The sequence below is a fragment of the Nioella aestuarii genome (assembly GCF_050896395.1).
Classification (GTDB): Bacteria; Pseudomonadota; Alphaproteobacteria; order Rhodobacterales; family Rhodobacteraceae; genus Nioella; species Nioella aestuarii.
In genome coordinates, this window is the sequence record NZ_JBPBBA010000002.1 from 1 (window position 1) to 25,969 (window position 25,969).

A 25,969-nucleotide genomic window follows, 5' to 3' on the forward strand; every position below is an offset into this window, starting at 1 on the left:
CGCCCCTGACGTGCTCCATGCCCTTTTCTTCGATGTAATCCGCCAGGTCGCCAGCAATGTAGGACGAGCCGTTATCGCTGAGCAGTCTGGGCTTGGCGACCACGGTTGCGCTGTCGCAGCCGGAGGCGGCGAGCGCCAGGTCGAGCGTGGCGGCCACGTCCTCGGCCTTCATCGTGGTGCACAGCTTCCAGGCGATGATGTAGCGGCTGTAGTCGTCCAGGATCGTGCTGAGATAAAACCAGCCCCACCCCAGCACCTTGAGGTAGGTGAAGTCGGTCTGCCAGAGCTCGTTGGGGCGCGTTGTCTTATCCTTGAACTCATTGGCAGCCTTCATCACGATGTGCGCCGGTGCCGTGATCAGATCCTCCGCCTTCAGGATGCGGTAAACCGATGATTCAGAGACAAAATACTGTTTCTCATCGGTGTATTTAACCGCCAGCTCCCGGGGCGTCAGATCCTCATGCTCGAGCGCGAACTCGATAATGTCCGCCCGGGTTTCATCCGGAAGGCGGTTCCACACAGACCCGGGATGGGGTGCTGTATCGTCAAGCGCGTCCAGCCCGCCTTCAGACCAGCGGTCATACCAGCGATAATAGGTTGAGGTGGGAATGCCGAGCGTCGCCAGCGTCTGGCGCGCCGACAAATGCGAAGCTTCCACAGTGCGGATGATCTCCAGCTTTTCTGATGCGGCGTATCTCATGCCTCGTACTCCCCATCCCCGATCATGCTTTTTTTGAGCAGACGGTTTTCTAGGGTGAGGTCGGCAACGACTTCCTTGAGCGCCGCAGATTCCGAACGCAGTTCCTTGACCTCAGGCGATGTCGCCTGTCGGGCGGTATCCCCGGCCAAGCGTTGCTTGCCCGCTTCAAGGAATTCCTTCGACCACGTGTAATACAGGCTCTCACTGATGCCCTCACGACGGCAGAGCGCGGCAATACTCTCTTCGCCGCGCAGGCCCGCCAGCACGATCCTGATCTTCTCTTCGGCGGAATATTGTTTGCGCGTCTTGCGGCGGATGCCTTTGACCAGCTTGTCAGCCGCGTCCTTCGATGTTCCGGATTTCTTGTTCATCTTCGCTCCATATTGGCTGCGATGAACCAGAAAACCTCCGTTACGAAAACCTCAAATCTGTCCCATAGGCGCTGACGTCAGACAATTTTATCAACAAGTGCCTGAAGGTACTCCTTTTGATTCAGCACCATGTACTTTTCAGCCAACTCATCATCTAGGCTTGGGTGTACCTTGACAACAGCTTCAGACGCTTGACGGATATCTTGGTCAACTTCCTTCAATATTTCCCAGCGGCGTCGGTCAAATTGGCCATTGTCCTGATGATGCTCTTCTGACGAACCAGCAACTCTGCTTGCACTATCTCTAGTGATCGAATGACTGCTTGTAGTTGTATGGGTTTCCTGATCTTGGCTTTTCGATTTTAGTATTGCTGCAATAATCCAACCGACAGGACCAAGAATAAACCCCCAAAGAAAGCCCCGGATTCCATCGATTACCGCACCAACAGCACCAAATACTACCCAAATGATAATGATCAAAGTCATGACCGTACAGTATCCTTTATGTGATTTTTACAGTGAGGATTATGGGAGATTATACTTGCCAAATTTCCGCAAACAATGCAGTTCGCCATCTAAACTCTCCAACGATTACAGCTTCCTTCAAGCCTCTCCGATGGTGCCCTAAAGCGCAAGTCGAGTGTTGCTTGGTCGCGTGTCTATCAGGCATTGGATCAGTAACTACACTAGCTCGTTAGCCCGGAGGGCGTCGCATCGAAGATGCTCGGGGGGGGCAGTTGGAAATGGTTGGGACCCTCTGCAAAGCCAAACGCCTAGTCGCTTCCGACCTCGCACCCAAGCTGAGCCACAAATGCCGGGTTTTATCAGGCCGCTACTCGCCCTCATGGTAATATAGGTATTCGCAAATTGTTTTGTTGATCAGCCTAAGGAGCGATTCCCGGATAGCCTTGTCAGATGCCATATCGTTGTCGAATGCTCGAAGGGGCTTCCAACATCTATGCGGAATGTGTGGTAAACATGTGTGGTCAACCTGTGTGGTCGCCCCATGCCAAACTATTGATTTATATAAAAAAAGTATGGGTGGCGGAGACGAAGGGATTCGAACCCTCGAGACCCTTCCGGGCCTACTCCCTTAGCAGGGGAGCGCCTTCGACCACTCGGCCACGTCTCCGCTGGCCGGTGTATCCGGCTAGAAACCGGGGAACAAGGGGAATTTACGGGTTTGATGGCCCTTTTCTGATACGCCCTTGTTTGCAGCCTTGCGGATTGCCTTCGTCCTGCCGGGCAGGCAGGATCGCGTGAGCAGGAGGAACCTGATGAAGAATACACAAGTCATTCTGGCCAACCGCCCGGTTGGTGTCCCCAAGCCAGAGCATTTCGCGATCCGGGAGGTTGCCATTCCAGAGCTTGAGCAAGGGCAGGTTCTGATCCGGGTCAGCCATTGGTCCGTCGATCCGGCGATGCGGGGATGGGCCAATGACGTACCGAATTATTCGCCTCCCGTTGCGCTTGGCGACCCGATGCGCAGCTTTGCCGTGGGCGAGATCGTAGCCAGCCTGCACCCTGACTATGCCGAGGGCGATGTGGTAGAGGGGCTGTTGGGTTGGCAAACTCATGTCATCAGCGATGGCAGCACGATCGGCCACAAGATTACCGAAGCCGACCTGCCGCGCAGCTATGCGCTCGGGATTCTGGGGTTGAACGGGACAACCGCCTATTTTGGTTTGCTGGAATCTTGTGCCGCCAAGGCGGGGGATACGGTTGTGGTTTCAACAGCGGCGGGCGCTGTGGGATCGGCCGTAGGCCAGATCGCCAAGGTGATCGGCTGCCGCACCGTTGGCATCGCCGGAGGCCCTGAAAAGGTTCGCCAATGCCGCGAGGAATTTGGCTATGACGTGGCCATCGATTACAAGTCCGAGGACGTGGCCGAGGCGATCGCGGTGGCCTGCCCGGATGGGGTGGACTGCTATTTCGACAATACCTGCGGGCCGATTTCGGATGCGGTGATGACCAAGCTCGCGCAAGGCGCGCGGATAACGATTTGCGGAACGGCGGCGATCACGGAATGGGATCCACTGCCTGTTGGCCCCAGAATTCACCGAGAGCTTCTGGTTGCTCGGGCGCGGATGCAGGGCTTTCTGATCTTCGACTACAAGGACCGCCTGCACGAGGCCAGAACAGCTCTGGCGGGCTGGTTGAGAGATGGAAAGATCACCGTGCGGGAACATATTCTGGACGGACCAGAGGCCGCGTTGGATTCCATTGGGATGCTTTACCGGGGTGAAAACACGGGCAAACTGATCGTCAAGGTAGAATAATTCACTTTAGTTCGCGTTGAATTCCACTGGCAGGATGTCAGACCCGTAGGATCCAACATTGTCGATAGCCCAGGCTTCGCCGCCATAGGGATCATCGCCAATACGGCCAATGCCGAACTGTATTTCTTCGCTTGGGTTCTGCACGACCACTTGCACGGTATAGGCGCTTTGGGTGTTCACGTTTGACCGGACCGCCTCGTAGTTGGCGTCGCCGACCTCAGCCTCGTAATAGGCATTCGCGATCTCAAGCCGTTCAGCGGATACGTCACGATGTACGCTTTCACGCTGAATGAAGTTGTAGGACACCAGCGTTTCATCCGACCCGTCGTCATCTACCGAATTTGTGCTCCCTCCGTTCAGCCGGGTTGCGTCAATCATGACGCCATTAATGAACAGCCGCATCTGATCGGCTGCTTCCCAATTGCCGATCGTATGCAGATCGAACTCAAACATGGCGAATCCGGTGTCTGGATCGAAGCTGTAGGTATTCAGGACAACAGGGGAGCCACTCTGGTCGAAATACGGGCCGAGCATGTCAAACAGCAGTGGATCTTCATGTTCATCCGCGATTGTGATCCAGCCCTGATCACCATTGTTGAAATCGTTAAAGGCCAGTGCCACCAAGCCATCGTCACCGCCAGAGGTTCCGGTGTTGGGGTCATTCCCGCCGATCCCAGCAATAATGTCTGAGTTCAGCGAGTCACGAATGCTAAGAGCCAGGTTTTGCACCCCACCGCTGACGACTCCCGTCACCGCAAGGCCAAGCCCAACGGTCGCGCTGACAAGCGGCACCCAATCCGTGGTCACCGCTCCGTCTTCGCAAAGAACAAAGTCCTGCACAGGTTTCAGTCGCGTCATCGAAATGCACCGCCTAAGTGCCCCCGTGACATACCTAGATGGCAATCGCGCCCGAATTCCGGAGATTTTGAAGCGGTTTTGCCATAATTTGAGCGATATCAGGCGTTGAACAAGAAATGCAGAACGTCGCCATCCTTGACGGTATAGGCCTTGCCCTCGACGCGCATCTTGCCCGCTTCCTTGGCGCCGCTTTCCCCGTTGCAGGCGATGTAGTCGTCATAGGCAATGGTCTCAGCCCTGATAAAGCCACGCTCGAAATCGCCGTGGATGACGCCCGCGGCCTGCGGGGCTGCGGTGCCATGGCGGATGGTCCAGGCACGCGCCTCTTTGGGGCCGACGGTGAAATAGGTTTCCAGGTTCAGCAGGGCATAGCCCGCCCGGATCAGTCGGTCCAGACCGGCTTCTTCCAAGCCCATTTCGCCTAGAAACATTTCCGCTTCCTCGGCGTCGAGCTGGCTGATCTCTTCCTCAATCTGGGCCGAGATGATTACGGTCGCAGCCCCCTGTTCGCGGGCCATTTCCTCGACCTTGGCGGAAAACGCGTTGCCCTCAGCCGCCGAGCCTTCATCGACATTGCAGACATAAAGCACCGGCTTGGTGGTCAGCAGTTGCAGCATCTTCCAAGCCTTGGCGTCCTCGGCACTGACCTCGACCAGACGCGCTGGCTTGCCGTCTTCCAGCATCTTCTGCGCCTCGGCCAACAGCCGGTCCTGCTGCTGTGCTTCCTTGTCATTGCCTTTGAGCTTGCGCACCAGGTTGGCGCGGCGCTTCTCGATGCTTTCCAGATCGGCCAGCATCAGCTCGGTCTCGATGGTCTCGGCATCGGCAATCGGGTCGATCCGGCCATCGACATGGGTAATGTCGTCATCCTCGAAGCAGCGCAGAACCTGTGCGATGGCATCGGTTTCGCGGATATTGGCCAGGAACTGGTTGCCGAGGCCCTCGCCCTTCGACGCGCCCTTCACCAATCCCGCAATATCCACGAAGGTCATGCGCGCAGGGATGATCTGCTTGGACCCGGCAATCGCTGCCAGCTTGTCCAGCCGTGAGTCAGGCACGGCCACGTCGCCCACATTGGGCTCGATCGTGCAGAACGGGAAATTCGCCGCCTGCGCCGCTGCCGTTTTGGTCAGCGCATTAAACAGCGTGGACTTGCCCACGTTCGGCAGCCCGACAATACCCATCTTGAAGCCCATCTGGCCCTCCGCATCCTTGGTTCCGGCGCCTTCTATGCGGAAGCAGGCAGCGCTGCAACGGGCTCGTTGTCGCGAGGAGGTCAGGTATCTGATATGGCTTGCGTCGCCCCGGCAATTTCTATCGGCATCCCCTGCCCTTTATGCGGCGTAACCCACAGTTCCGAAGGGCGGCCCATTTCCTGGCCCTGCACCACGCGGAACGGCCCGGATTGGATGCCTGCATCGCGCAAATACCCAGCCAAGGCGGCAGCGGCAGCGCCGGTAGCGGGGTCTTCGTAAACGCCATGCCCGGCAAAAGCGTTCCGGGCATGGATCAGATCGGGCGCAATCCGGTGAAACAGCGTTACCGTCACGAAGCCGTGGCGCGACATGAACTCTGCGCCAGTGTCGAAATCATAGGCCATGTTGACCACGGTGTCGTCACGGGCCAGCGCCAATGCCAGGTGATCCGCCCCGCCATGCACGCGTGCAATCGGGATCAACGGGTCGAGATCATCCGCATCCAAGCCAAACAGGGCCATGACCTCTTGCTGCACATCAGGCTCTGACAGCGCATATCGGGTCGGAGGAGACACAAGCCGCGCGCCCCAGACCCCGTCCTGCTCATAAGCCTCGACCGAGATTTTGGTGTCATTCAGATGCAGCAGATAAACCGCGGCACCATGCGCCTGACCAAGCGCAGCACCAAGGGCAATCGTCGCATGGCCGCAGAACGGCACCTCCCCTTCCGGTGCGAAATAGCGCATCCGCCAGCCCGGCCCATCTGGTGCGGCAAACGCTGTTTCCGAATAGCCCACCTCTGCCGCGATCCGCTGCATGTCATCGTCGCGCGGCAGAGCGTCGGACAGCAGCACACCGGCCGGGTTCCCACCCTGCCCATTGCGAGTGAATGCGGATAATTTCTGAAGGGACATCGAACGCTCCTGGTGACATTGGTCCGCTTAAGCTGTGTCGCATTCAGGCCCGATGCAAATTCGAATGTATGACATCAGCCATTTCAGATGGTGATGTTCAGCAAGAGTCGTGGATTCAGGGCATTGATTTCCCCGCGGACATTCGCCAAACCGGGCCGGAAGACTTGCGAGGAACTGCCATGACCCGGATCGACGCCAAATTTGCCGCCCTGAAAGCCGAAGGGAAGAAGGCCTTCGTGGCCTACATCATGGCGGGGGATCCCGATTACGACACCTCGCTGGAGATCATGCAGGGCCTGCCCTCCGCCGGGGTGGATATCATCGAGCTTGGCCTGCCGTTCACCGACCCGATGGCCGATGGCCCGACCATCCAGCTTGCTGGCCAGCGCGCGCTGGAAGCCGGGCAAACCCTGCAAAAGACGCTGGATATGGCCGCCGAGTTCCGCAAATCTGACGATACGACCCCGATCGTGCTGATGGGATACTACAACCCGATCTACAGCCGGGGCGTGGATACGTTTTTGGTCGACGCCAAGGCCGCCGGGATCGACGGGCTGATCGTGGTGGACCTGCCGCCCGAAGAGGATGAGGAGCTGTGCATTCCTGCCCAGAAGGCGGGCCTCAACTTCATCCGCCTGGCAACCCCCACCACCGATGACAACCGCCTGCCCAAGGTGCTGCAGAACACGTCCGGCTTCGTTTATTACGTCTCAATTACCGGCATCACCGGCGCCGCTGCTGCCGAAGCCACCGATGTCGGCCCAGAAGTCGCGCGGATCAAATCGCAGACTGACCTGCCCGTGATCGTGGGTTTCGGCATTCGCACGCCCGAGACCTCTCAGGCCATTGCCTCTGTCGCGGACGGTGCCGTTGTGGGGTCCGCCATCGTGTCCGAGATCGCGGCGGGCAAGCCTGTGCCGGAAGTGCTGAATTTCGTGAAAGGCCTCGCGGACGGCGCGCATCGGGCCTGAACCCGATGACTGTCCTGACAGTCGGCAGCCTCGCCCCGGCGATCATCTCCGCAGCCCCCGCCACGCTCGCCTTTATTGCGACGACCGCACCCAGAACGCCATCGCTGCTGCCGGGTCTCTTGTCCATCCTATCCGTGCTTGGCTAAGGGGCTTTCCGCCTCAGGATATGCGTCGCTCGGTACTTCGCGACCTCTTCGCCGTTTTGATTATAGATCCGATATTGGATTTCTGTTCGCCCCCGATCAGGTCGTGATTGCGAGGGACTGGAACTTAGCACCTCCGCTTCGGTATGCAGCGTATCGCCCGGATAAACCGGCTTCATCCAGCGCATTTCATCGAGCCCCGGTGAACCCATTGAGGCTTCGTTCCACACATCAGCTTCCAGCGTCAGTACGAAGGCGGTCAGGATCGTATGAAAGCCGCTGGCGATAATGCCACCATAAGGCGATGCTTTCGCAGCCTCTGCATCTGTGTGGAACGGTTGCGGGTCCCACCTGCGCGCAAAGCCCACAATTTCCGCCAACGGCAGCGTTCGGGCCTGGGTCTTGAACCGGTAACCAACGGGCAGATCGTCGAAAAACATGCTTCCCCTCCATCTCTTTTCCCCTGCGGCAGAGTAACCGGAAAAAGCCCATTGTGAAAACTGTGCCACATTGGTAAGAATTTCTCACCAATCCTGGAGGAGCGCCCCATGCCCGTCATTACCAATATCGACGATCTCAAACGCATCTATAAGCGGCGCACCCCCAAGATGTTCTACGATTACGCGGAATCGGGCAGCTGGACGGAACAGACCTTCCGCGAAAACACCAGTGATTTCGACAAGTTGTACCTGCGCCAGCGCATCGCCGTAGACATGACCGGCCGCAGCACTGCGACGCAATTGGTTGGTCAGGACGTGTCCATGCCCGTGGCGCTGGCCCCGGTCGGGCTGACCGGAATGCAATGCGCGGATGGAGAGATCAAGGCCGCCCGTGCGGCCGAGAAGTTCGGCGTGCCCTTCACGCTTTCGACCATGTCGATCTGTTCGATTGAGGACGTGGCCGAGAACACGGAAAAGCCCTTCTGGTTCCAGGTCTACACGCTGAAAGACGACGATTTCATGCGGCGACTGTTTGATCGGGCCAAGGCTGCAAAATGCTCGGCACTCGTGATCACCGTAGATCTCCAGATCATGGGCCAGCGCCACAAGGACATCCGCAATGGCCTATCCGCCCCGCCCAAGCTGACCCCGAAATCGGTGGCCAACATGATGACCAAGGTTCAATGGGGCCTCGGGATGCTGGGCACCAAGCGGCGCACCTTCGGCAATGTGGTTGGACACGCCAAAGGGGTGGACGCCACCGGGTCTTTGTCTGCCTGGACAAGCCAGGCTTTCGATCATTCGCTGGACTGGGAGCGGATCAAGGAGTTCCGCAAGTGGTGGGACGGCCCGGTGATCCTCAAGGGTATTCTGGATGCCGACGACGCCAGGAAGGCGCTGGATGTGGGGGCCGATGCCATCGTCGTATCGAACCACGGCGGACGGCAGCTGGACGGGGCAATTTCCTCGATCCGGGCGCTGCCGGAAATTCTCGATGCCGTGGGCGACAAGATCGAGGTTCATCTCGACAGCGGCATCCGGTCGGGCCAGGACGTGCTAAAGGCCGTTGCAATGGGTGCCAAAGGCACCATGATCGGGCGCGCTTTTGTCTATGGTCTGGGTGCCATGGGCGAGGCTGGCGTCACAAAGGCGCTGGAGGTGATCCACAAGGAACTGGACACCACCATGGCGCTTTGCGGCGAACGCGACGTGAAGAACCTTGGGCGCCACAACCTGCTGGTTCCCAAGGGCTTTTCCGGCGAGTGGGAATAAGGGAAAGGGCGACCACAAGGGCCGCCCCCATCTTTTATGCCGCCGTATCGAGCCCTCTGCCTTTCAGCAGCGCCTCTACCCCCGGCATCCGGCCCCTAAACTGGGTGTAAAGCGCGTCGGCCTCTTCGCTGCCACCTGCCGACAGGATGAACCGTTCCAGCTTCTGGGCCGTGTCGGGATCGAACACATCGCCTGTTTCCTCGAACGCCTCGAACGCATCCGCATCCATGACCTCGGACCACATGTAGCTGTAGTAGCCAGACGAATAGCCGTCGCCCGAGAACACATGCGCAAACTGCGGTGTGGCGTGGCGCATGACGATGGCACGCGGCATCCCGATACGTGCAAGCGTTTTGGCCTGCGCCGCCATCGGGTCGGCCGGTGCGAGGCCGTCGTGGAAATCGAGATCAACCAGCGCCGAAGCCACGTATTCCACCGTCTGAAAGCCCATGTCATACGTCCGCGCCGCCAGCAGCCGGTTCAGCAGGTCCTTTGGCATGGGCTGGCCGGTTTCCGCGTGAACTGCGTGTTTTTCCAGAACCTCCGGCACGTCGAGCCAATGCTCATAAAGCTGGCTCGGCAGTTCTACGAAATCGCGCGCGACCGAGGTGCCCGATATCGATACATAGGTCACGTCCGACAGCATCTGATGGAGTGCATGGCCGAACTCATGGAAAAGCGTTCGTGCATCGTCATAGCTTAGCAAAGCGGGTGCGCCATCGGCGGGCTTGGCGAAGTTGCAGACGTTCACGACAATAGGCCGTTCCTCACCATCGAGCTTGGACTGGCTGCGCATTGCCGAACACCAAGCGCCCGACCGTTTAGACCCCCGCGCGTAATAATCACCCAGGAAAACCGCCATATGGCGACCGTTTCGCGTGACCTCCCAAGCGCGCACATCCGGGTGATACATGGGCTGATCTAGCGGTGCAAAGTCCAGTCCAAACAGCCGGTTCGCGCAGTCGAAAGCTGCCTCGATCATCCGGTCGAGCTGGAAATAGGGCTTCAGCTCTGCCTCATCCAGATTATGTTCCGCAACCCGTCGTTTTTCCGAATAATACCGCCAGTCCCACGGCTCCAGATCGCCATTGATACCCTCGGCCTGCATCATCTCGGTCAGGCGCTCCGCATCGCGTTCGGCCTGCGCCTTGGCGGGTTCCCACACCTGCATCAGCAGATCGCGCACGTTGCCCGGTTTGCCCGCCATTTCGGTGTCGAGCTTGAAGGAAGCGAAGCTGTCATAGCCCAGAAGCCGCGCCCGTTCCTCGCGCAGGGCAAGCGTCTCGGCGGCAATCGCTCGGTTATCGGTTTCGCCACCATTTGCGCCCCGCGCGGCCCAGGCCTGCATGGCCTTTTCACGCAAATCACGACGGGGCGAAAATTGCAGGAACGGCACGATGAGAGAGCGTGACAGCGTCACGACCGGGCCGTCCGAGCCCTTTTCTTTCCCCGCCGCACGAGCGGCATCAACAACGAAGCCAGGCAGACCCTCTAGATCGTCTTCGCTAAGTTCCATGAACCAGCTTCGCTCGTCAGCCAGAAGGTTCTGCGTAAACTGCGTCCCCAGAACGGCAAGACGCGACATCACATCGGTCAGACGGTCCCGGTCGGGCCCTTCCAGCGCGGCGCCTGCACGTGTGAAGCTGCGATGCGTCAGGTAGAGAACGCGCAGTTGTTCCGGGCTCAGCCGAAGCGTACCCCGCGCCCGCCAGAGCGCGTCGATCCGGGCCCAAAGCGCTCGGTTATTGGTGACCTCGGAGGAATACGCAGAGAGTTTCGGCGCCATGTCCCGCTGCAACGCCTCTCGCGCCGGGTTCGCATCGGCCCCGGCAAGGTTGTAAAACACCCCGGCCACCCGGTCGAGAAGCTGGTCGGCCCGCTCCAGCGCTTCGATTGTATTGGCGAATGTGGGCGGTTCGGGATTGTCAGCAATCGCGCTGATCGCGGCGCGACCATCCTCTAGCGCATGGTCCAGCGCCGGGGCGAAATGGGCGTCTTCAATCTGTGCGAAAGGCGGCAGGGTGAAGGGCGTGGTCCAATCCTGCAGAAGCGGGTTCGTCATCATATATCTCCTTTGGGATCAAGATAGGTGAGCCTCTCACCGCTGGCGAGGGCGAGATCCTTCAAACGGTTGAGTTTTATGTCCGCGAGATCGTGGGGGCTGCCCTTGAAGGTGAGTTCAAGCCTTCAGCAGGGTCGCGGCCCCCTGTCATGTCACGGCCCGCCCCCATGACGTGATCTGGAAATCTTTGCCGGCCGGTAGGGCGCTGGTGGTCTTGTCATCCCTCTGATCTGCGACACCACCGCACCGCTTGTCCGTGGCAGTGCGGCGCGACGGCATCACCGACGCAAGGACGGCAACCCGACCCCGGTCGACTGGAACCCACCATCGACGGCAATCACCTGGCCCGTGACGTAACTCGCCTTATCGGAACACAAGAACACGATCACATTGCCAATCTCGTCTTCGCTGCCATAGCGATTAAGCGGGATCGCGTCGTGATAGGCGTCGATGATATCTTGCGTATGCACCGCCATGGCCAGTTTCGTTGCAACAGGTCCGGGGCAGACGCAGTTTGCGCGGATGCCCCATTCGCCCCATTCCGCCGCCTGTTGTTGAGTAATTTGAATGACCCCGGCCTTCGAAGTGCCATAGGCCACTCGCAAGGTAGAGGCCCGCAACCCCGAGATTGACGCGATGTTTACAATCGTACCCTTGGCCTCTTTCAAGGCCGACGCGCAGGCTTGTGAACACAGGAACACGCCGTCCAGATTGGTTTCCATGACCCGGCGCCAGCGCTCGAAATCGGTCTCGTCGATGGGGCCGAAATCAGCAACACCCGCGTTGTTCACCAAAGCGTCGATGCGTCCGAACTTCGACTGCACCTCGGCCACCATCGCCGTGACCTGATCGGGTTGCGATACGTCGCAGACAACGGGCAAGACGTTTTCCAAAGCAGCTGCCGCTTCCAAAAGTGCAGGCACATCGCGGTCGATCATCGCTACGCGGCGACCCTCTTCCAGAAACAGTTTCGTGGTGGCCAGACCGATCCCTCGGGCGGCGCCTGTTACAATCGCGGTTTTCTGCATGGTCACACCCATTTCGCCATCGGTGGCAAGCTCATCAGCACTGCATTTGCATCATGTCCTGTCGCCAGACCGAACTTGGTGCCCCGATCATAGACAAGGTTGTATTCGGCATAGAGACCTCGGTGGACCAGTTGAGCGTCCTTGTCGGCATCCGTCCAAGGGGTATTCCGGCGCTTCTCGGTCACTGGCAGGAAGGCGGGCAGGAAAGCACGGCCAATATCCTTGGTCAGCGCGAAATCGGCTTCCCAGTCACCGCTGTTGCGGTCATCCATAAAGATACCGCCGACGCCCCGCGCACGACACCGGTGCGGCACGAAGAAATACTCATCTGCCCAAGCTTTTAGCTCCGGGTAGAGGTTTGGCCCATGCGGGTCGAGATGCTGTTTCTGCACAGAATGGAAATGCGCCGTGTCTTCGTCGTATTCGATACAAGGGTTCAGGTCCGAACCGCCCCCGAACCACCAGGCATGTGGCGTCCAGAACATGCGGGTGTTCATGTGAACGGCCGGGGAATGTGGATTTTGCATATGCGCCACAAGGGAAATACCGGACGCCCAAAAGCGCGGATCATCCTCCATCCCCGGAACGCCGCGCGCAGCCATGGCTTTTTGCGCCTGTGCGCCCAACTTACCGTAGACGGTTGAGACGTTTACGCCGACCTTCTCGAACACGCGGCCACCGCGCATGACGCTCATCAATCCGCCGCCTGCATCTGACCCATCTTCAGATGCGCGTTTGGTTTCCGTCACGTCGAAGCGCCCGGCTGGCAAGCCCGCGAATGGCCCCTCGGTCTGGCTGTCTTCCAGCGCCTCAAAGGCGGCGACAATCTGGTCCCGCAGATCTCGGAACCAGCCAGAGGCGCGGGCTTTTCTAGCGTCAAACGGGTCGCTCATGTCGGTCTCCTTCGCGGGTCGGCGGGACTGTGCCCAATCGCGCCGCCTAGGTCCAGAGCGTGACGAGCAGATGTTGCGGCCAGATCGTCGCGTGCCCCGATATATCGAATTGGACGAAATCGTATCAAAGATAGGCAAGGTTAATGATGGATTCTCCAACAAAAATCACCTAGGCTGAGGTCAAAGCCGCACCAGACGGCAAAACATGCCGCGACAGACGGCAACAGAGGCAGACAGAGCAGTTTCGTGATCCGAAGAACGCTCCTTTCGACCCTAACGGGTCTTCTTGTGCTATTGGGCACAATCCTGGCCGTGGTTTCCCCGGCACAGGCCGCGCCCTATGCGGCAATGGTTATCGATGCGCGCACCGGCGAGGTCCTGCATTCCAGGAATGCCGACACCCGGTTGCATCCCGCGTCCCTGACCAAGATGATGACGCTTTATATCGCGTTCGAGGCAATCCGGCTTGGCGAGATCACCCTTGATACGCAAGTAAGGATTTCCCGCAATGCGGCAGCGGAACCCCCTTCTCGCCTTGGGTTGCAGGCCGGCAGCACGATCCGCCTGCGCTATTTGATCCGCGCGGCTGCAATTCGGTCTGCAAATGATGCAGCAACCGCAATCGGTGAGGCAATTTCCGGCTCGGAAGCCGCCTTTGCCCGGCGCATGAACCGCACGGCCGAAGCACTTGGGATGACGCGGACGACATTTCGCAACGCCAACGGGCTGACGGAAGAGGGCCACCTGTCAACCGCCCGCGACATGACCACCATGGGGCGGCGGCTGTTCTACGACTATCCGCAATACTACAACCTGTTTTCACGGCGCACGGCGGATGCCGGGATTGCCACGGTCCGCAACACGAACCGCCGCTTTCTGGACGCCTATCGCGGGGCGGACGGGATCAAGACGGGATACACGCGCGCTGCGGGCTACAACTTGGTGGCCTCGGCAGAACGCGGCAATGTACGCATCATCGCGACTGTGTTCGGTGGACGCTCCTCTGCCAGCCGGAATGAGCGGATCATGGAACTGCTTGATATGGGCTTTGCCCGAGCTCCGGCCAATGCCACGGTCCGAAGGCCGGATTTGCCGGTCTATGGCCAGGATGACGGGCGAGCAGGGCGAACTATCAGGCCAAATGGCCTTGTCACCAGCAGCCTGCGCCCGCTGCCACGCCCCTTGCCAGCCAGAGAGCCCGAAGAGATTCCCGAAGCCTCGCCTGACCTGATCGCCGCCGTCGAAGACGCCGTTGAAGACGCGCTGGCCGATCCGCCCGAGCAGGAATTGAGCGAAGCAATCCCCGAGCCGGAAGCTCGACCTGATGAAAGCGAGACCGAGGTGCTAACGATCGCAGAGGTCGTTGAGACGGTTCTGGAAGAGGCCGAGGACGAGGTCGAACTTGCCAGCATCGCGCCAGTTCAACGACCGGAAATCGTGGCTTATGACTCCACGGAGATTGAACTCGCCGTGATTGATCCTGACCCGGAACCGCCCGTGCAGGAGATCGTGACGCGCGCGTCTTCGACCGGCAGCCGGCTTTATGGCGTGTCTCTTGGGCGCTACCCGTCGCGTTTCGCCGCCGAGCAACTGCTTCTCCGCACGGCCTTGGCAGAACTGGGCACTTTCGATGAGGCGTTGCGCAACGTGGTACAGCGCACCGGCGGGTTCGAGGCGCAATTCGCGGGCATGGGGCAGGAACAGGCGGAACGGGCCTGCGCGCGGCTTATGTCGCGAAACATCACCTGCACGACCTACGGGCCCTGAGAATCCGCTGCCGGAAGGCGAAAGAAGGATCTTGCAAGATCCTTCAAGGGTTTTTGGAAAAACCTTCCCCGGCGCCTATGTTTTCGGTTTGTCGTCGTAGTCACCGCTGAGAATGCGATTTGCATCGCCCTCTGGGTCGTCAAATTGCCCGCGCTTCAACAGCCAGAAGAACCCGGCCAACCCGATTGCCCCCAGAAACAGGGACACAGGGATCAGAATGACGAGAACGTCCATAACGGGCTTCCTTTCCGATCAGCGCAGCCGCAGCGCGTTCAGCGATACGGTTATCGAACTGGCCGACATCGCCAAGGCCGCCATCAAGGGCGTCGCAAACCCGGCAATGGCGAAGGGTACGGCGATGACGTTGTAAACCGTTGCGATCGAGAAGTTTTCCCGAATCCGCGTGCGGGCTTTGACTGAGGTCTCGAACGCATCGGCAATGGGCGCCAGGTCTTTGCCAAGCAGCACCATGTCAGACGCCACCCGCGCCGCATCCAGCGCTGTGGCCGGGGAGATCGAGACATGGGCCGCCGTCAGGGCTGCCGTATCGTTCAGCCCGTCGCCCACCATCAGCACCTTGGCACCCTCGCGGGCCAATTCCGCCACACGGGCGGCTTTTTGGTCGGGCAGCGCCTCGGCCAGTACTTCGTCGATCCCAATCTCTGCGGCAAAGCGTGTCACCGCACCTTGCGTGTCGCCGGAAATCAGGATCACCCGCAAGCCGCTGCGCTTCAGTCCCTCTACTGCCTCGGCTGCGCCGGGTCGCATGGAATCGATAAAGCTGATGGGATGGGGTGTTTCGTCTGCGATTTGAAGGAACGTCGCGGTGACGTCGGGTGCTTCGGCACCGACCCATGTGGCGCGGCCAAGGCGAACGGGTTTGCCGTTCCACCGGCCCTCAACGCCAAAACCCGGCACCTCTCGCACATCCGTCAGCGGCACCGGCAAACGGCCCATATCGCGCAACCCTCGGGCGAGGGCCTCTGCCAGCGGGTGGGCCGAGATCGTGGCCAGCGACAGAGCCACGCCCTGCGCCTCGTCTGGCAGATCAGACAGCCCCACGGGATGCGGTGCGCCCATCGTCAATGTGCCGGTCTTGTCGAAGACGACTGTATCAACCTCGGCCAGCCGTTCCATGGCGGTGCCGTCCTTGATCAGCATCCCCTTGCGGAACAGGCGACCGGAGGCAGCGGTGGTCACTGCGGGAACGGCAAGGCCAAGCGCACAGGGGCAGGTTATGATCAGAACGGCGGCCGCGATGTTCAGCGATACGCGCAGATCGAAGGTGTAAAGATACCAACCCAGAGCCGCGAGGGCCGAGAGGATATGCACGCCAGGCGCATAAAGCTTCGCCGCCTGATCGGCGAGCGACGTGTAATTGTTACGCCCCGATTCCGCGATGGCAACGAGGTCTGCGATACGGTGCAGCGCGGTGTCCTCGCCAGCCGCCGTCACTTCAACGGTAAGCGGTCCGGTCAGGTTCACTTCTCCAGCCGACACCGCAGTTCCCGGACCCGCAAAGGCGGGCAGGCTTTCACCGGTCATCAGGGCGCGGTCGATCTCAGAGGTGCCGTTGCGCACCACGCCATCCACGGGCACGCGGCCACCGGGTTTGACCAGAACGGTGTCACCTGCGATCAGCTCGGCGACGCCAACGGTTTCGGTTTCTCCATCCGCAGACAGACGCAGTGCGCGCGGCACTTCCATCGCGGCCAATTCCTGCGCGGCGGAGCGGGCAGAGGCGCGGGTGCGGTAATCCAGATAGCGGCCCGCGAGCAAGAAGAAGGTCAACGAGATTGCAGCGTCGAAATAGGCGTGCTCACCGGAATGGATCGTTTCATAGAGTGATGTCCCCACGGCGAGAAGGATCGCCAGCGTGATCGGCACATCCATGTTCAGCCGCCCATTCTTCAGAGCAGACCAAGCGTTCACGTAGAAGGGTTTGCCAGTGAAGACGATCGCTGGCAGAACGATGAACGCAGAAATCCAGTGCATCATGTCACGCGTCACGCCTTCGGCCCCGGACCAGACCGCGACCGACAGAAGCATCACGTTCATCATCGCGAAGCCCGCCACGGCCAGCCGCATCAGCAGGTCTTTGCTGGCACGGTCGGCCTCGGTCGTCGCCAGAATGCCCGGGTCGAGCTCGTGTGCCTCGTACCCCACGCGGTCCAGCACCTGCACGAGATCCTCTGCCGTCACGTCTGCTTCGGCCTCGACCATGGCACGTTTGAGCGTCAGGTTGACCCGAGCGGAATGCACGCCCGGTGCCTTGGCCAGCGCCTTCTCCACCGTCGAGATACAGGCCGCGCAATGGATACCCGGCAGCGACAGCATCAACCGCGCGTCCTTCTGCACCTCAGCCAGGGCCTCTGCCGCCGGGGTGACCGAACAGGCGGGGCAAACGGCAAGACTTGGGCGTTCGAACGTGGCGCTCATGGCAGGATTATCCCCGCACGGTGAAGGTGATGTTGTGGCGATAATCGGTGCCATCTCGGGCGGTGCCGGTCAGGCGCAGACGCCAGCGGCCCTCGGAAACCTCAACAGGCGCGTTGAAGGCACCCGCGTTGCGGGTCAGCTCCAGAAGCTGGTCTTCCTCTCGGTTGGTGGGACGGGTCAGCAGTGCCTCCAACTGGGCCGGGGCGACGGGCTGGCCACTGTCATCGACCAGATGCAGGGTCAGAACACCCGTTTGTGCATCCACCTCGACCGAGGCGTTCCAACCCAGAGCCTCCTGCGCGTCCCGGCGAATGTCAAAGTCCTGGCTGTCGGCGTAGGAGGATGAAACCTCAAGCCCCGGAAAGGTGCGCACCGCATTCACGGCCATGAAGATGTTGACGCCGATGATGATGCCGAACCCGGCGATGAAGATTATCAGAACCTTGCGGCCCGTCAGTTCCCGGCCCCCCGATTTTTGTTCTGCTTCGCTCATGTCAATTCTCCCGTCCGTTGAACACGGTGTCTTCGAAGGTACGTGTTCCGCTTGCCTGATCTTCCACCCAGAGGCGGAAATCGGTGCGGTCCTGACTGGCCGCCGGGTCGCCGGGGCGGGCCAGAACATAGACACGCTGCAACTGGGTGCTGTCAGCCGGAACGGTGACGGTCAGTTGATCGGTGCCTTCCAGCTCGATCCGCAGGATCTCGGACGAGGTCAGTGAAATGTGAAAGTCCGTCGCGTCGTGCTGCATATTGCGGATCCGCACGTCATAAGTGTTGCGGATCGTTCCATCCGACAGGGTCACATAGGTCGGGTTTCGGATCGGCGACACGGTTATGTCGATATCGGATCGGATGAACAGCATCACGGTCAGGGCCACGCCAATAGCAGACCAGAGAACGGTGTAGATCATGGTCCGCAGACGAAAGATGTGCTGCCAGATCGGTTTCTTTTCATTGCCGGCCCGTTCGTTTGCTTCGTCCGTCAGTGCCATATAGTCGATCAGGCCGCGCGGCTTGCCGATCTTGTCCATGATGTCATCGCAGGCGTCGATGCAAAGCGCACAGGTAATGCATTCCAGTTGCTGGCCATCACGGATGTCGATCCCCACGGGGCAGACATTGACGCAGGCCACGCAGTCGATGCAATCGCCCAGTTGCTCGGCATCTGCGCCCTTGCGGTGCTTGCCGCGCGGTTCGCCCCGCCATTCACGGTAGGCCACTGTGATCGTATCTTCATCCATCATCGCGGCCTGGATACGCGGCCATGGGCACATGTAGATGCAGACCTGTTCACGCATGAAACCGCCGAACACGAATGTGGTGAAGGTCAGGATGCCGATCGTAGCGTAAACCACATTGGGTGCCTGGAAGGTCACAAGCTGAACCAATAGCGTCGGCGCATCGGTGAAATAGAAAACCCACGCCCCACCCGTCGCAACGGCGATCAGGAACCAGCTTATGTATTTGATGATCCTCAGGCGGATCTTCCTGGCGTCCCACTTGGCCTTCCACAGGCGCAGGCGTGCGTTACGATCACCCTCGATCCAACGTTCGACGGTATAGAATAGGTCCGTCCAAACGGTCTGCGGACAGGCATAGCCACACCAGACCCGGCCAAGAGCCGAAGTAAACAGGAACAGGCCAAGCCCCGCCATGATCAGAAGGCCCGCGACGAAATAGAATTCGTGGGGCCAGATCTCGATCCAGAAGAAAAAGAAGCGGCGGTTCGCAAGATCCAGCAGCACCGCCTGATCAGGCAGCGAAGGGCCGCGATCCCAACGGATCCAGGGCGTTAGATAGTAGATGCCCAAGGTCACGATCATGATGATCCACTTGAGGTTCCGGAAATTGCCACTGACGCGCTTGGGAAAAACAGGTTCACGGGCGGCGTACAGCTTTTGCGTTTGGTCTGCGGAACTCATGACTGGAGCGTCCCCTTGGAGTCGGATTGCCTTGGCTTGCTTGGTGTTTAGGCGGCGAGGCCTCGGTCAACTTTGACGTGGATCAAGAAACGCCGCTGCACTGCAAAAAAGATGAGTTCGCTTCATAGGTTTTCGGCCTCCTGCGCTGAAATGCCCGCACGACATGAAAAAGCCGACCTGTGGGAAGGCCGGCTTTTCGCGTCTCGTGATACGGACAGGCTCAGGTGGGCGGATCGATAAGACCGCGCGAAATCGCTTCGTCCTGCGCGATGTAGAATTCGTCATGATAGGTGTCGATTGGATGCCCTGACCCTGCCGGCGCATCGGCGTATTGGGCCATGTTGTTCATGTGGTCGAGCAATTGCTGGTCTTCGAAGTTTGCCATCCAAGCAACGTAGGAGTCATAGATTCCTGGGTTGCTCATGTCCCACTGCCCGGCTTCCCAGGCCACGGCGGCGCTTCCGAAGCTGGCCGAGATTGTCTGTGTTTCCAATTGGCTCTGCATGTCGCCAGACAGGTCTTCGACCCCGCCCGAAACGACTGCCATCGTTGCCAGCCCAAGCCCGACCAATCCGGCCGTCAGGACCACCCAGTCAACCGTAACTGCGCCGGACTCTTCGGTCAGAAACAGCCGGGTGCTGTTTTTCAGATTGTGCATGTCCACTGTCCTCAAAGTGTTTTTCGTGGCGCCACCCTGCCGGATGACCATGCAAAGGTTAGGACCAATTCTCGTCAAATCTTTGTTCAATGAGATGAGGACGGAGGACAAGGAAGGTGTCGGTTCTGCAGGAAACGCGCGAACAGGACCAGAACCGACACCCATTCCTTCGGCCAGGAGGGGCCTCCGGATCTCTTGTCTCTTGTGGTGTCGGCCCCGTAGGAAACGCGCGAACAGGACCAGGGCCGACACCAGTCCCGCCGACCGGGAGGGGTCTTTGGGATCTCTTGTCTGTTTCGGTGCCGGCCCCTTAGGAAACGCGCGAACAGGACCAAGGCCGGCACCGTGCACCAAAGGCCGGGAGGGGCCTTTGGATCTCTTGTCAGGGATTACTCCCCGCCGCCTAACGAATGGACGTAGACGGAAACCGAGCGGATCTCTGCTTCGCTGAGACGGCCCGCTGCAGACGCCTCTGCGGACCACGGCGGCATCACGCCAAACCGGGCATACCGCACTGTCTGTTCAAGGGCAGCTTCGTCGCCACCATAGAGCCAGATGGCATCGGTCAGGTTTGGAGCGCCGAGGAACCGGTCACCGGTGCCGTCATCCATGTGGCAGGATGCGCAGTTGTTGAGGAACACCTCTTCCCCCGCAGCAGCCAACGTCGCGTCATGATCCTGGTTGGACATGTTCCGGACATATTGGACGACGCTGGTGATGTCCTCATCTGACAGGATCTCGTCAAATGCGGTCATCTCGGAATAACGGGCGTCGAAATCGTCTTCGTTCCGGATACCGTGGCTGATGGTGAAGTGGATCTCGTCGATCGAGCCACCCCACAGCCAGTCGTCGTCCAGCAGGTTGGGATAGCCAACCGCGCCAGCCGCGCCCGAGCCATGGCACTGTGCACACCAGGTACGGAAGATCGCACCGCCACCCTGGATCGCGTAGTTGTAGAGGTCGGGGTTCTCATCGGCATTGATTGCCGCAAGCTCCACCTCTTCGATCTGCGCACGGATCGGGGCGTTCATCTCTTCGAACGAGGCGATGTCGTCCGCCACTTCACCACGGGTTGAATAGCCAAGCACACCTGAGGTGGCAGAGCTCACCAGCGGCCAAGCAGGATAAAGCACGGTGTAGATCGCGCCCCAGACGATACAGGCGTAGAAGGTCCACAGCCACCAGCGTGGCAGGGGATTGTTGAACTCTTTGATCCCGTCCCAGGAATGACCGGTGGTATCCGGATCGCCCTCTTGCAGGATCTGTTCTTCGGGATGGTTTTGTTCGGTCATTGCCGCGCCTCCGTAAGATGGGCGTCCTGGGCGCCGGGCAGCGGGGCCCGGGCCGGCTTGTCGTCGTGGCGGAAGGGGATATTCGCGGTGTCCTGGTGCACCTTGCGGCTACCAGGCCGCAGGGTGAACAGGATCACGCAGACGAAGACGAGGAACATAAAGACCAGTCCCCAGCTTCCCGCAAAAACCCGCATGATGGTGTAGGTATCTTCCATCGCTCTGGCCCCCTTATCGGCTTTCGTCGGGCGTGAAGGTCGAGAAATCGACCAGCGTACCCAACATCTGCATGTAAGCGATCAGGGCATCCATCTCGGTCACAGCCGGATTTCCGTCAAAATCGCGCACCTGCGCCCCGGGATAGCGTTCCGCCACGGCGTCATCACCGAAATCGGTGGCCTGTTCGACAAAGTCATAGGCCGCCTGTTCGATCATCTCATCGGTATATGGAACTCCCACGATCCGGTGCGTCGACATCAGATCGGCGATGTAGCCCGGTTCGATCTCGGTCTCGGCGAGGTAGCCATAGGACGGCATCACCGATTCCGGCACCACCGACTGCGGATCAGAGAAGTGATCCACATGCCACTCGTCCGAGTAGCGGCCACCGACGCGGGCAAGGTCGGGCCCCGTCCGCTTTGATCCCCACTGGAACGGGTGGTCATACATGGACTCTGCCGCGAGGCTGTAGTGCCCATAGCGTTCCACCTCGTCCCGCATGGGCCGGATCATCTGGCTGTGGCAGACATAGCACCCTTCGCGAATGTAGATCTCGCGCCCGGTCAGTTCGAGCGGGGAGTAGGGGCGCATGCCCTCCACTTCCTCGATCGTATTGTCCAGGTAGAACAAGGGGGCGATCTCTACGATCCCACCGATGGTCACAACCCCAAGGCTCAGCACCAGCAGGAGGGTTGCGTTGGTCTCGATCTTCTTGTGTCCGTCGAGAAAAGCCATCTTGGTTCCCTCCTTATTCTGCGGGTGCCGCAACGGGGGCGTCTGCCTTGGCAGCACCTTTCCGCACGGTCATCCAGAGGTTGTAGGACATGATCAGCGCACCCCCGAGGAACATCGTTCCACCCAGGCCACGGACCACATACATCGGGAACTTGGCGGCAACGGTGTCGGCGAAGCTGTTCACGAGGAACCCTTGCGCATCGACTTCACGCCACATCAGACCTTCCATGATACCAGTCACCCACATGGACGCCGCGTAGAGCACGATGCCGATGGTGGCGAGCCAGTAGTGCCAGCTGACCATCCGCAGGCTATAGAGCCGCTCCTTGCCCCAAAGCTTGGGAACCAGGTAGTAGAGCATCCCGAAGGTGATCATCCCGTTCCAGCCGAGCGCACCGGAATGCACGTGGCCAATGGTCCAGTCGGTGTAGTGCGACAGCGAGTTCACCGCGCGGATCGACATCATCGGGCCTTCGAACGTGGACATCCCGTAGAAGGCCACCGAGGTCACCATCATCCGCAGGATCGGGTCGGTGCGCAGCTTGTCCCATGCGCCGGACAGCGTCATCAGACCGTTGATCATACCACCCCAGGAGGGCATCCACAGCACGACCGAGAACACCATGCCAAGGGTCGAGGCCCAATCCGGCAGCGCGGTATAGTGCAGGTGGTGCGGACCGGCCCAGATATACAGGAAGATCAGCGCCCAGAAGTGGATGATCGACAGCTTGTAGGAATAGACCGGGCGTTCGGCCTGCTTCGGGATGAAGTAGTACATCATGCCCAGGAAGCCCGCGGTCAGGAAGAAGCCCACGGCGTTATGCCCGTACCACCACTGCGTCATGGCATCCTGTACACCCGACATCAGCGAAACCGAGCGCGACCCGAAGATCGACACCGGCACAGCCAGGTTGTTGACCACGTGCAGCATGGCGACGGTCACGATGAAGCTGAGAAAGAACCAGTTGGCCACGTAAATGTGGGGTTCCTTGCGCTTCAGCAGCGTGCCAACGAAGAGCAGCAGGTATGCCACCCAGACGATTGTCAGCCACAGGTCGATATACCACTCAGGTTCAGCATATTCGCGGCCCTGCGTGCCACCCAGAACATAAGCCGTGGCGGCCAGCAGGATGAAGAACTGGTAGCCCCACAGCACGAACCAGGCCAGTCCGCCGCCCCACAGGCGCGCGGCAGAGGTCCGCTGCACGACATAGAAGGACGAGGCCAGCAGGCCGGTGCCACCGAATGCAAAAATCACCGCTGACGTGTGCAGCGGGCGCAGGCGACCGAAATTGAGATACCCTTGCGCCCATTCGAAGTTGAGCTCGGGGAAGGCCAGCTGAAACGCGATGAAGACCCCCACAAGGAAGCCCACAACGCCCCAGAAGGCGGTCAGAGCCACGCCGACCCGAACCGGACCGTCCATGTACTCTGCTTCCAGCACCGCAGCCGGTACCGGTTCATCTGTGCGGCGCAGCTGCCACAGGAAAAGCCCTGCTGCTGTCACCATGACCAGGATCATGTGGATCATGTAGATCATGTCCCGGGCATAACTGGCCGCGATTGCGGCCAGCACCGCAACCAGGCCAAGGATCAGTAGCTTTAGATAATCAAGCATCGATCGTCCCTTCGTCGCGCCCCGGTACCGACTCAACTCAAGCCATCCGGGACTGTTCCATCTGCCCCCCAAATCGCGCAGCTGCAGCATTGGGGCCTTGATCCATGTCAAGTTTGGCGAAGGTTCCTGTTGATGCAGGTCAATGTATGCCCGTGCGCCACGCGATAATGCTTACTCAGCAGCCACGGAGGACCAATCATGGCCTATAAAAGCGTTTTCACCGTCGTTACCGATCTTTCCGATGTAGGGCCGGTTCTGGAAGCCGCCCTGCCCTTCGTTCGGGCCCAAGGCGCCCATCTGGATGTGCTTTGCCTTGGCATCGACCGGACCCAGACCGGATATTACTTCGCGGGCGCCACCGCGATGATGCATGAAGAAACCCTGATGTTTGCCCAGAGCGAGGCGAAAGGCATCGAAGAAGCCGTGCGTGAACGGCTTGGCCGGACCGAAGTCAGCTGGGGTGTGGATGCCGTCGTTGCGCAAACCGCCACGGTAGCGGGCCTTGTCGCACGCCGGGCGCGGTTCGCCGATCTGGTGATGCTGCCGAAACCCTATGGACCGAACCGCACCATGGACGCCCCGGTAATCGTCGAATCCGCCATGTTCCAGGGGCAAGCGCCCGTCATGGTCCTGCCCGGAGACGCCGCGCCGGGCACTGCGCCTTCCAAGGTCGTAGTCGCCTGGAATGAAAGCGCAGAAGCGATGTCAGCCGTGCGCCGGGCCTTGCCCTTGTTGATTGCGGCGAGCGAGGTCAACATCCTGATCATCGACCCTCAGACCCACAGCACCGACAGCGCCGATCCCGGCAGCGAGCTGTGCGAAATGCTGACCAGGCATGGGGTTAAGACGGAGCTTTCCATTGTCGCAAAGACTCTGCCACGTGTTTCCGACATGATCTTGCGGCATGTCACGGACCAGAATGCGGAGCTGCTGGTGATGGGCGCCTACGGGCATTCCCGCTTCCGCGAGGCAATTCTGGGCGGGGCGACCCGCAACTTGCTGGAACAGGCTGAGGTTCCGGTGCTGATGGCTCACTAGGCTGCGTCGATCCAACGGCATCGGCGGAAGGGGCATCCAACGGGTGCCCCTTTTCCTTTGCGCAACATGCAGAAACCAAGCCGAAACAGAACTATGTGGATTACCTATTGCGTTAGTGTCATTTTGACACTATAGTGAGTCTCATAACCTCATCACCCAACCAATAGGACCAAAAGCCATGTTCTGCACCGCCCATCACCAGCCCCGCCCGCGCCCGGCCGCAGCCGATATCACCCGCAATACCGACCGCCGCGTTCGCGTTGCTGCCGAAAAGCCCCGCGCACCCGGTCAGATTTTCACCGATTTCGCCAGCATCTGATTGTTCACTGTATCCGGTCAGATATAGACGCCGCCATCCGCGTCATCGCCGGTTTCATCCATCAGCGCCTCGACATCGGGCACGATGATATGGCGCTTGCCCTTCAACTCGATCACGCCGTCGCGCTTCAGCGCAGACATCTGGCGGCTCACGGTTTCCAGCGTCAGGCCCAGATAGTCGGCCATTGCTTCGCGGGTCAGGGGCAGATCAAATGCCATCTCGGATGACGTCGCCGAATTTTTCAGGCTCGCATCACGCCGCGCAATAATCGACAGAAAGCTCGCAATTTTCTCGCGTGCGGTCTTACGTCCCAGAAGCAGCATCCATTCCCGCGCTGCATCCAGTTCATCCAACGTCATTTCTAAAAGTCGCTGACTAAGATGCGGCGTTTCCTCGATGAGACCCTGAAACGGGACACGACGGAAACAGCACAACATCACATCGGTTGCTGCGGTCACGTCATAAGCCACTGATTCGCGATTCGGACGACCCAGGAAATCGCTTGGCAAAAGCAGGCCAACCATCTGCCGGCGCCCGTCTTCCATGGTCTGCGTCAGCGATGCGACACCCTCTACCACAGAGGCCACGAAATCCATCTTGTCGCCGGCCCAGGCAATGGTCTGACCAGCCTCGAAACGCCTGTAATACTTGATCGCGTCAAGTTTTTCGAGCTCATTGGTCTCACACCGCGCACAGACCGCGCGATGCCGGATCGGGCAGTCGGCACATGCCATTTCGGGTATCGCCAACGATCGATTGGGCATTTGCGTTTCCTTGATGCCTGCTCGAGATCTCGTCATTTGATCTCGATCAAATACAGTCTGTCCTTCGCTAACTAA

25 protein-coding genes, 1 tRNA gene and 1 pseudogene are annotated in these 25,969 nt (G+C 59.7%); 7 read left to right on the plus strand and 20 right to left on the minus strand.

What is annotated here, in order from left to right; all coding sequences use genetic code 11:
• The 3 genes and pseudogenes from ACROHD_RS01500 to ACROHD_RS01510 all read right to left on the minus strand — a co-directional run.
• A pseudogene (locus tag ACROHD_RS01500) lies at positions 1 to 1,071 on the minus strand (IS3 family transposase); the annotation flags it as partial.
• A gap of 77 nt (positions 1,072 to 1,148) precedes the next feature.
• A complete protein-coding gene (locus ACROHD_RS01505) occupies positions 1,149 to 1,556 on the minus strand; it encodes a hypothetical protein (protein WP_432675511.1) in 408 nt (135 codons plus the stop codon).
• A 556-nt stretch (positions 1,557 to 2,112) separates the two neighbouring features.
• Positions 2,113 to 2,202: transfer RNA gene (locus tag ACROHD_RS01510), tRNA-Ser, on the minus strand.
• Between the two features lie 145 nt (positions 2,203 to 2,347).
• On the opposite strand from ACROHD_RS01510, the gene ACROHD_RS01515 reads away from it, so the two are divergent.
• Positions 2,348 to 3,349, plus strand: coding sequence for an NADP-dependent oxidoreductase (locus tag ACROHD_RS01515; RefSeq protein ID WP_432675512.1), 1,002 nt, complete (start codon positions 2,348 to 2,350; stop codon positions 3,347 to 3,349).
• 6 nt (positions 3,350 to 3,355) lie between these two features.
• Here ACROHD_RS01515 and ACROHD_RS01520 read toward each other — a convergent pair whose 3' ends face one another.
• From ACROHD_RS01520 to ACROHD_RS01530, 3 genes are all read right to left on the minus strand, one after another.
• Positions 3,356 to 4,207, minus strand: coding sequence for a hypothetical protein (locus ACROHD_RS01520; RefSeq protein WP_432675513.1), 852 nt, complete (start codon positions 4,205 to 4,207; stop codon positions 3,356 to 3,358).
• Positions 4,208 to 4,305: 98 nt separating this feature from the next.
• Positions 4,306 to 5,403 carry a redox-regulated ATPase YchF gene (gene ychF, locus ACROHD_RS01525; protein ID WP_432675514.1) on the minus strand — a complete coding sequence of 366 codons (1,098 nt, stop codon included), beginning with the start codon at positions 5,401 to 5,403 and terminating at the stop codon, positions 4,306 to 4,308.
• 80 nt (positions 5,404 to 5,483) lie between these two features.
• Positions 5,484 to 6,317, minus strand: a complete 834-nt coding sequence (locus ACROHD_RS01530) for a PhzF family phenazine biosynthesis protein (RefSeq protein WP_432675515.1) — start codon at positions 6,315 to 6,317, stop codon at positions 5,484 to 5,486.
• A gap of 179 nt (positions 6,318 to 6,496) precedes the next feature.
• Here ACROHD_RS01530 and trpA point away from each other — a divergent pair, with 179 nt between their 5' ends.
• Positions 6,497 to 7,288 carry a tryptophan synthase subunit alpha gene (gene trpA, locus ACROHD_RS01535; RefSeq protein WP_432675516.1) on the plus strand — a complete coding sequence of 264 codons (792 nt, stop codon included), beginning with the start codon at positions 6,497 to 6,499 and terminating at the stop codon, positions 7,286 to 7,288.
• Positions 7,289 to 7,293: 5 nt separating this feature from the next.
• Positions 7,294 to 7,434 carry a hypothetical protein gene (locus ACROHD_RS01540; protein WP_432675517.1) on the plus strand — a complete coding sequence of 47 codons (141 nt, stop codon included), beginning with the start codon at positions 7,294 to 7,296 and terminating at the stop codon, positions 7,432 to 7,434.
• Here the strand turns inward: ACROHD_RS01540 and ACROHD_RS01545 are convergent.
• Positions 7,431 to 7,871, minus strand: coding sequence for a MaoC family dehydratase (locus tag ACROHD_RS01545; protein ID WP_432675518.1), 441 nt, complete (start codon positions 7,869 to 7,871; stop codon positions 7,431 to 7,433). The genes ACROHD_RS01540 and ACROHD_RS01545 overlap by 4 nt on opposite strands.
• Positions 7,872 to 7,979: 108 nt before the next feature.
• Between ACROHD_RS01545 and ACROHD_RS01550 the strand changes: the two genes are divergently transcribed.
• Positions 7,980 to 9,143, plus strand: coding sequence for an alpha-hydroxy acid oxidase (locus tag ACROHD_RS01550; protein ID WP_432675519.1), 1,164 nt, complete (start codon positions 7,980 to 7,982; stop codon positions 9,141 to 9,143).
• A gap of 34 nt (positions 9,144 to 9,177) precedes the next feature.
• Here the strand turns inward: ACROHD_RS01550 and ACROHD_RS01555 are convergent, their stop codons facing one another.
• The 3 genes from ACROHD_RS01555 to hemF all read right to left on the minus strand — a co-directional run bounded on the left by ACROHD_RS01555 (position 9,178) and on the right by hemF (position 13,126).
• Positions 9,178 to 11,205 (minus strand): M3 family metallopeptidase, encoded by a 2,028-nt coding sequence (locus ACROHD_RS01555; protein ID WP_432675520.1) that lies wholly within the window; start codon positions 11,203 to 11,205, stop codon positions 9,178 to 9,180.
• A gap of 278 nt (positions 11,206 to 11,483) precedes the next feature.
• Positions 11,484 to 12,233 carry an SDR family NAD(P)-dependent oxidoreductase gene (locus ACROHD_RS01560; RefSeq protein ID WP_432675522.1) on the minus strand — a complete coding sequence of 250 codons (750 nt, stop codon included), beginning with the start codon at positions 12,231 to 12,233 and terminating at the stop codon, positions 11,484 to 11,486.
• 2 nt (positions 12,234 to 12,235) lie between these two features.
• On the minus strand, positions 12,236 to 13,126 hold the full coding sequence (hemF, locus tag ACROHD_RS01565; protein ID WP_432675524.1) for an oxygen-dependent coproporphyrinogen oxidase: 891 nt from the start codon (positions 13,124 to 13,126) through the stop codon (positions 12,236 to 12,238).
• A 246-nt stretch (positions 13,127 to 13,372) separates the two neighbouring features.
• Between hemF and ACROHD_RS01570 the strand changes: the two genes are divergently transcribed.
• Positions 13,373 to 14,893: a D-alanyl-D-alanine carboxypeptidase family protein gene (locus ACROHD_RS01570; protein ID WP_432675525.1), complete on the plus strand. Its 1,521-nt coding sequence runs from the start codon at positions 13,373 to 13,375 to the stop codon at positions 14,891 to 14,893.
• Between the two features lie 75 nt (positions 14,894 to 14,968).
• Here ACROHD_RS01570 and ccoS read toward each other — a convergent pair whose 3' ends face one another.
• From ccoS to ccoN, 9 genes are all read right to left on the minus strand, one after another.
• The gene (gene ccoS, locus ACROHD_RS01575; protein WP_432675527.1) at positions 14,969 to 15,127 is read right to left on the minus strand and encodes a cbb3-type cytochrome oxidase assembly protein CcoS; all 159 of its coding nucleotides are present in this window, start codon (positions 15,125 to 15,127) and stop codon (positions 14,969 to 14,971) included.
• Positions 15,128 to 15,145: 18 nt separating this feature from the next.
• Positions 15,146 to 17,332: a heavy metal translocating P-type ATPase gene (locus ACROHD_RS01580; protein WP_432675528.1), complete on the minus strand. Its 2,187-nt coding sequence runs from the start codon at positions 17,330 to 17,332 to the stop codon at positions 15,146 to 15,148.
• 7 nt (positions 17,333 to 17,339) lie between these two features.
• Positions 17,340 to 17,825 carry a FixH family protein gene (locus ACROHD_RS01585; RefSeq protein ID WP_432675529.1) on the minus strand — a complete coding sequence of 162 codons (486 nt, stop codon included), beginning with the start codon at positions 17,823 to 17,825 and terminating at the stop codon, positions 17,340 to 17,342.
• 1 nt (position 17,826) lies between these two features.
• A complete protein-coding gene (gene ccoG, locus ACROHD_RS01590) occupies positions 17,827 to 19,254 on the minus strand; it encodes a cytochrome c oxidase accessory protein CcoG (RefSeq protein ID WP_432675530.1) in 1,428 nt (475 codons plus the stop codon).
• A gap of 220 nt (positions 19,255 to 19,474) precedes the next feature.
• A complete protein-coding gene (locus ACROHD_RS01595) occupies positions 19,475 to 19,912 on the minus strand; it encodes a hypothetical protein (protein ID WP_432675531.1) in 438 nt (145 codons plus the stop codon).
• A 389-nt stretch (positions 19,913 to 20,301) separates the two neighbouring features.
• Positions 20,302 to 21,204 carry a cytochrome-c oxidase, cbb3-type subunit III gene (gene ccoP, locus ACROHD_RS01600; protein ID WP_432675532.1) on the minus strand — a complete coding sequence of 301 codons (903 nt, stop codon included), beginning with the start codon at positions 21,202 to 21,204 and terminating at the stop codon, positions 20,302 to 20,304.
• Positions 21,201 to 21,419, minus strand: coding sequence for a cbb3-type cytochrome c oxidase subunit 3 (locus ACROHD_RS01605; protein ID WP_432675533.1), 219 nt, complete (start codon positions 21,417 to 21,419; stop codon positions 21,201 to 21,203). Before ACROHD_RS01605 ends, ccoP begins: the two co-directional genes overlap by 4 nt.
• 13 nt (positions 21,420 to 21,432) lie before the next feature.
• Positions 21,433 to 22,155: a cytochrome-c oxidase, cbb3-type subunit II gene (gene ccoO, locus ACROHD_RS01610; protein ID WP_432675534.1), complete on the minus strand. Its 723-nt coding sequence runs from the start codon at positions 22,153 to 22,155 to the stop codon at positions 21,433 to 21,435.
• Positions 22,156 to 22,168: 13 nt separating this feature from the next.
• Positions 22,169 to 23,773: a cytochrome-c oxidase, cbb3-type subunit I gene (gene ccoN, locus ACROHD_RS01615; protein WP_432675535.1), complete on the minus strand. Its 1,605-nt coding sequence runs from the start codon at positions 23,771 to 23,773 to the stop codon at positions 22,169 to 22,171.
• A 198-nt stretch (positions 23,774 to 23,971) separates the two neighbouring features.
• On the opposite strand from ccoN, the gene ACROHD_RS01620 reads away from it, so the two are divergent.
• A complete protein-coding gene (locus tag ACROHD_RS01620) occupies positions 23,972 to 24,811 on the plus strand; it encodes a universal stress protein (RefSeq protein ID WP_432675536.1) in 840 nt (279 codons plus the stop codon).
• A gap of 178 nt (positions 24,812 to 24,989) precedes the next feature.
• Positions 24,990 to 25,130: a hypothetical protein gene (locus ACROHD_RS01625; RefSeq protein ID WP_432675537.1), complete on the plus strand. Its 141-nt coding sequence runs from the start codon at positions 24,990 to 24,992 to the stop codon at positions 25,128 to 25,130.
• Between the two features lie 17 nt (positions 25,131 to 25,147).
• Here the strand turns inward: ACROHD_RS01625 and fnrL are convergent, their stop codons facing one another.
• A complete protein-coding gene (fnrL, locus tag ACROHD_RS01630) occupies positions 25,148 to 25,894 on the minus strand; it encodes a transcriptional regulator FnrL (protein WP_432675538.1) in 747 nt (248 codons plus the stop codon).
• Positions 25,895 to 25,969: the final 75 nt, after the last annotated feature.

What these genes read in the sequence shown, in the direction of transcription:
- ACROHD_RS01505 (WP_432675511.1), bottom strand. Translation starts at nt 1,556, where the DNA reads ATGACTTTGATCATTATCATTTGGGTAGTATTTGGTGCTGTTGGTGCG.
- ACROHD_RS01515 (WP_432675512.1), top strand. Translation starts at nt 2,348, where the DNA reads ATGAAGAATACACAAGTCATTCTGGCCAACCGCCCGGTTGGTGTCCCC.
- ACROHD_RS01520 (WP_432675513.1), bottom strand. Translation starts at nt 4,207, where the DNA reads ATGACGCGACTGAAACCTGTGCAGGACTTTGTTCTTTGCGAAGACGGA.
- ychF (WP_432675514.1), bottom strand. Translation starts at nt 5,403, where the DNA reads ATGGGCTTCAAGATGGGTATTGTCGGGCTGCCGAACGTGGGCAAGTCC.
- ACROHD_RS01530 (WP_432675515.1), bottom strand. Translation starts at nt 6,317, where the DNA reads ATGTCCCTTCAGAAATTATCCGCATTCACTCGCAATGGGCAGGGTGGG.
- trpA (WP_432675516.1), top strand. Translation starts at nt 6,497, where the DNA reads ATGACCCGGATCGACGCCAAATTTGCCGCCCTGAAAGCCGAAGGGAAG.
- ACROHD_RS01540 (WP_432675517.1), top strand. Translation starts at nt 7,294, where the DNA reads ATGACTGTCCTGACAGTCGGCAGCCTCGCCCCGGCGATCATCTCCGCA.
- ACROHD_RS01545 (WP_432675518.1), bottom strand. Translation starts at nt 7,871, where the DNA reads ATGTTTTTCGACGATCTGCCCGTTGGTTACCGGTTCAAGACCCAGGCC.
- ACROHD_RS01550 (WP_432675519.1), top strand. Translation starts at nt 7,980, where the DNA reads ATGCCCGTCATTACCAATATCGACGATCTCAAACGCATCTATAAGCGG.
- ACROHD_RS01555 (WP_432675520.1), bottom strand. Translation starts at nt 11,205, where the DNA reads ATGACGAACCCGCTTCTGCAGGATTGGACCACGCCCTTCACCCTGCCG.
- ACROHD_RS01560 (WP_432675522.1), bottom strand. Translation starts at nt 12,233, where the DNA reads ATGCAGAAAACCGCGATTGTAACAGGCGCCGCCCGAGGGATCGGTCTG.
- hemF (WP_432675524.1), bottom strand. Translation starts at nt 13,126, where the DNA reads ATGAGCGACCCGTTTGACGCTAGAAAAGCCCGCGCCTCTGGCTGGTTC.
- ccoS (WP_432675527.1), bottom strand. Translation starts at nt 15,127, where the DNA reads ATGGACGTTCTCGTCATTCTGATCCCTGTGTCCCTGTTTCTGGGGGCA.
- ACROHD_RS01580 (WP_432675528.1), bottom strand. Translation starts at nt 17,332, where the DNA reads ATGAGCGCCACGTTCGAACGCCCAAGTCTTGCCGTTTGCCCCGCCTGT.
- ACROHD_RS01585 (WP_432675529.1), bottom strand. Translation starts at nt 17,825, where the DNA reads ATGAGCGAAGCAGAACAAAAATCGGGGGGCCGGGAACTGACGGGCCGC.
- ccoG (WP_432675530.1), bottom strand. Translation starts at nt 19,254, where the DNA reads ATGAGTTCCGCAGACCAAACGCAAAAGCTGTACGCCGCCCGTGAACCT.
- ACROHD_RS01595 (WP_432675531.1), bottom strand. Translation starts at nt 19,912, where the DNA reads ATGCACAATCTGAAAAACAGCACCCGGCTGTTTCTGACCGAAGAGTCC.
- ccoP (WP_432675532.1), bottom strand. Translation starts at nt 21,204, where the DNA reads ATGACCGAACAAAACCATCCCGAAGAACAGATCCTGCAAGAGGGCGAT.
- ACROHD_RS01605 (WP_432675533.1), bottom strand. Translation starts at nt 21,419, where the DNA reads ATGGAAGATACCTACACCATCATGCGGGTTTTTGCGGGAAGCTGGGGA.
- ccoO (WP_432675534.1), bottom strand. Translation starts at nt 22,155, where the DNA reads ATGGCTTTTCTCGACGGACACAAGAAGATCGAGACCAACGCAACCCTC.
- ccoN (WP_432675535.1), bottom strand. Translation starts at nt 23,773, where the DNA reads ATGCTTGATTATCTAAAGCTACTGATCCTTGGCCTGGTTGCGGTGCTG.
- ACROHD_RS01620 (WP_432675536.1), top strand. Translation starts at nt 23,972, where the DNA reads ATGGCCTATAAAAGCGTTTTCACCGTCGTTACCGATCTTTCCGATGTA.
- ACROHD_RS01625 (WP_432675537.1), top strand. Translation starts at nt 24,990, where the DNA reads ATGTTCTGCACCGCCCATCACCAGCCCCGCCCGCGCCCGGCCGCAGCC.
- fnrL (WP_432675538.1), bottom strand. Translation starts at nt 25,894, where the DNA reads ATGCCCAATCGATCGTTGGCGATACCCGAAATGGCATGTGCCGACTGC.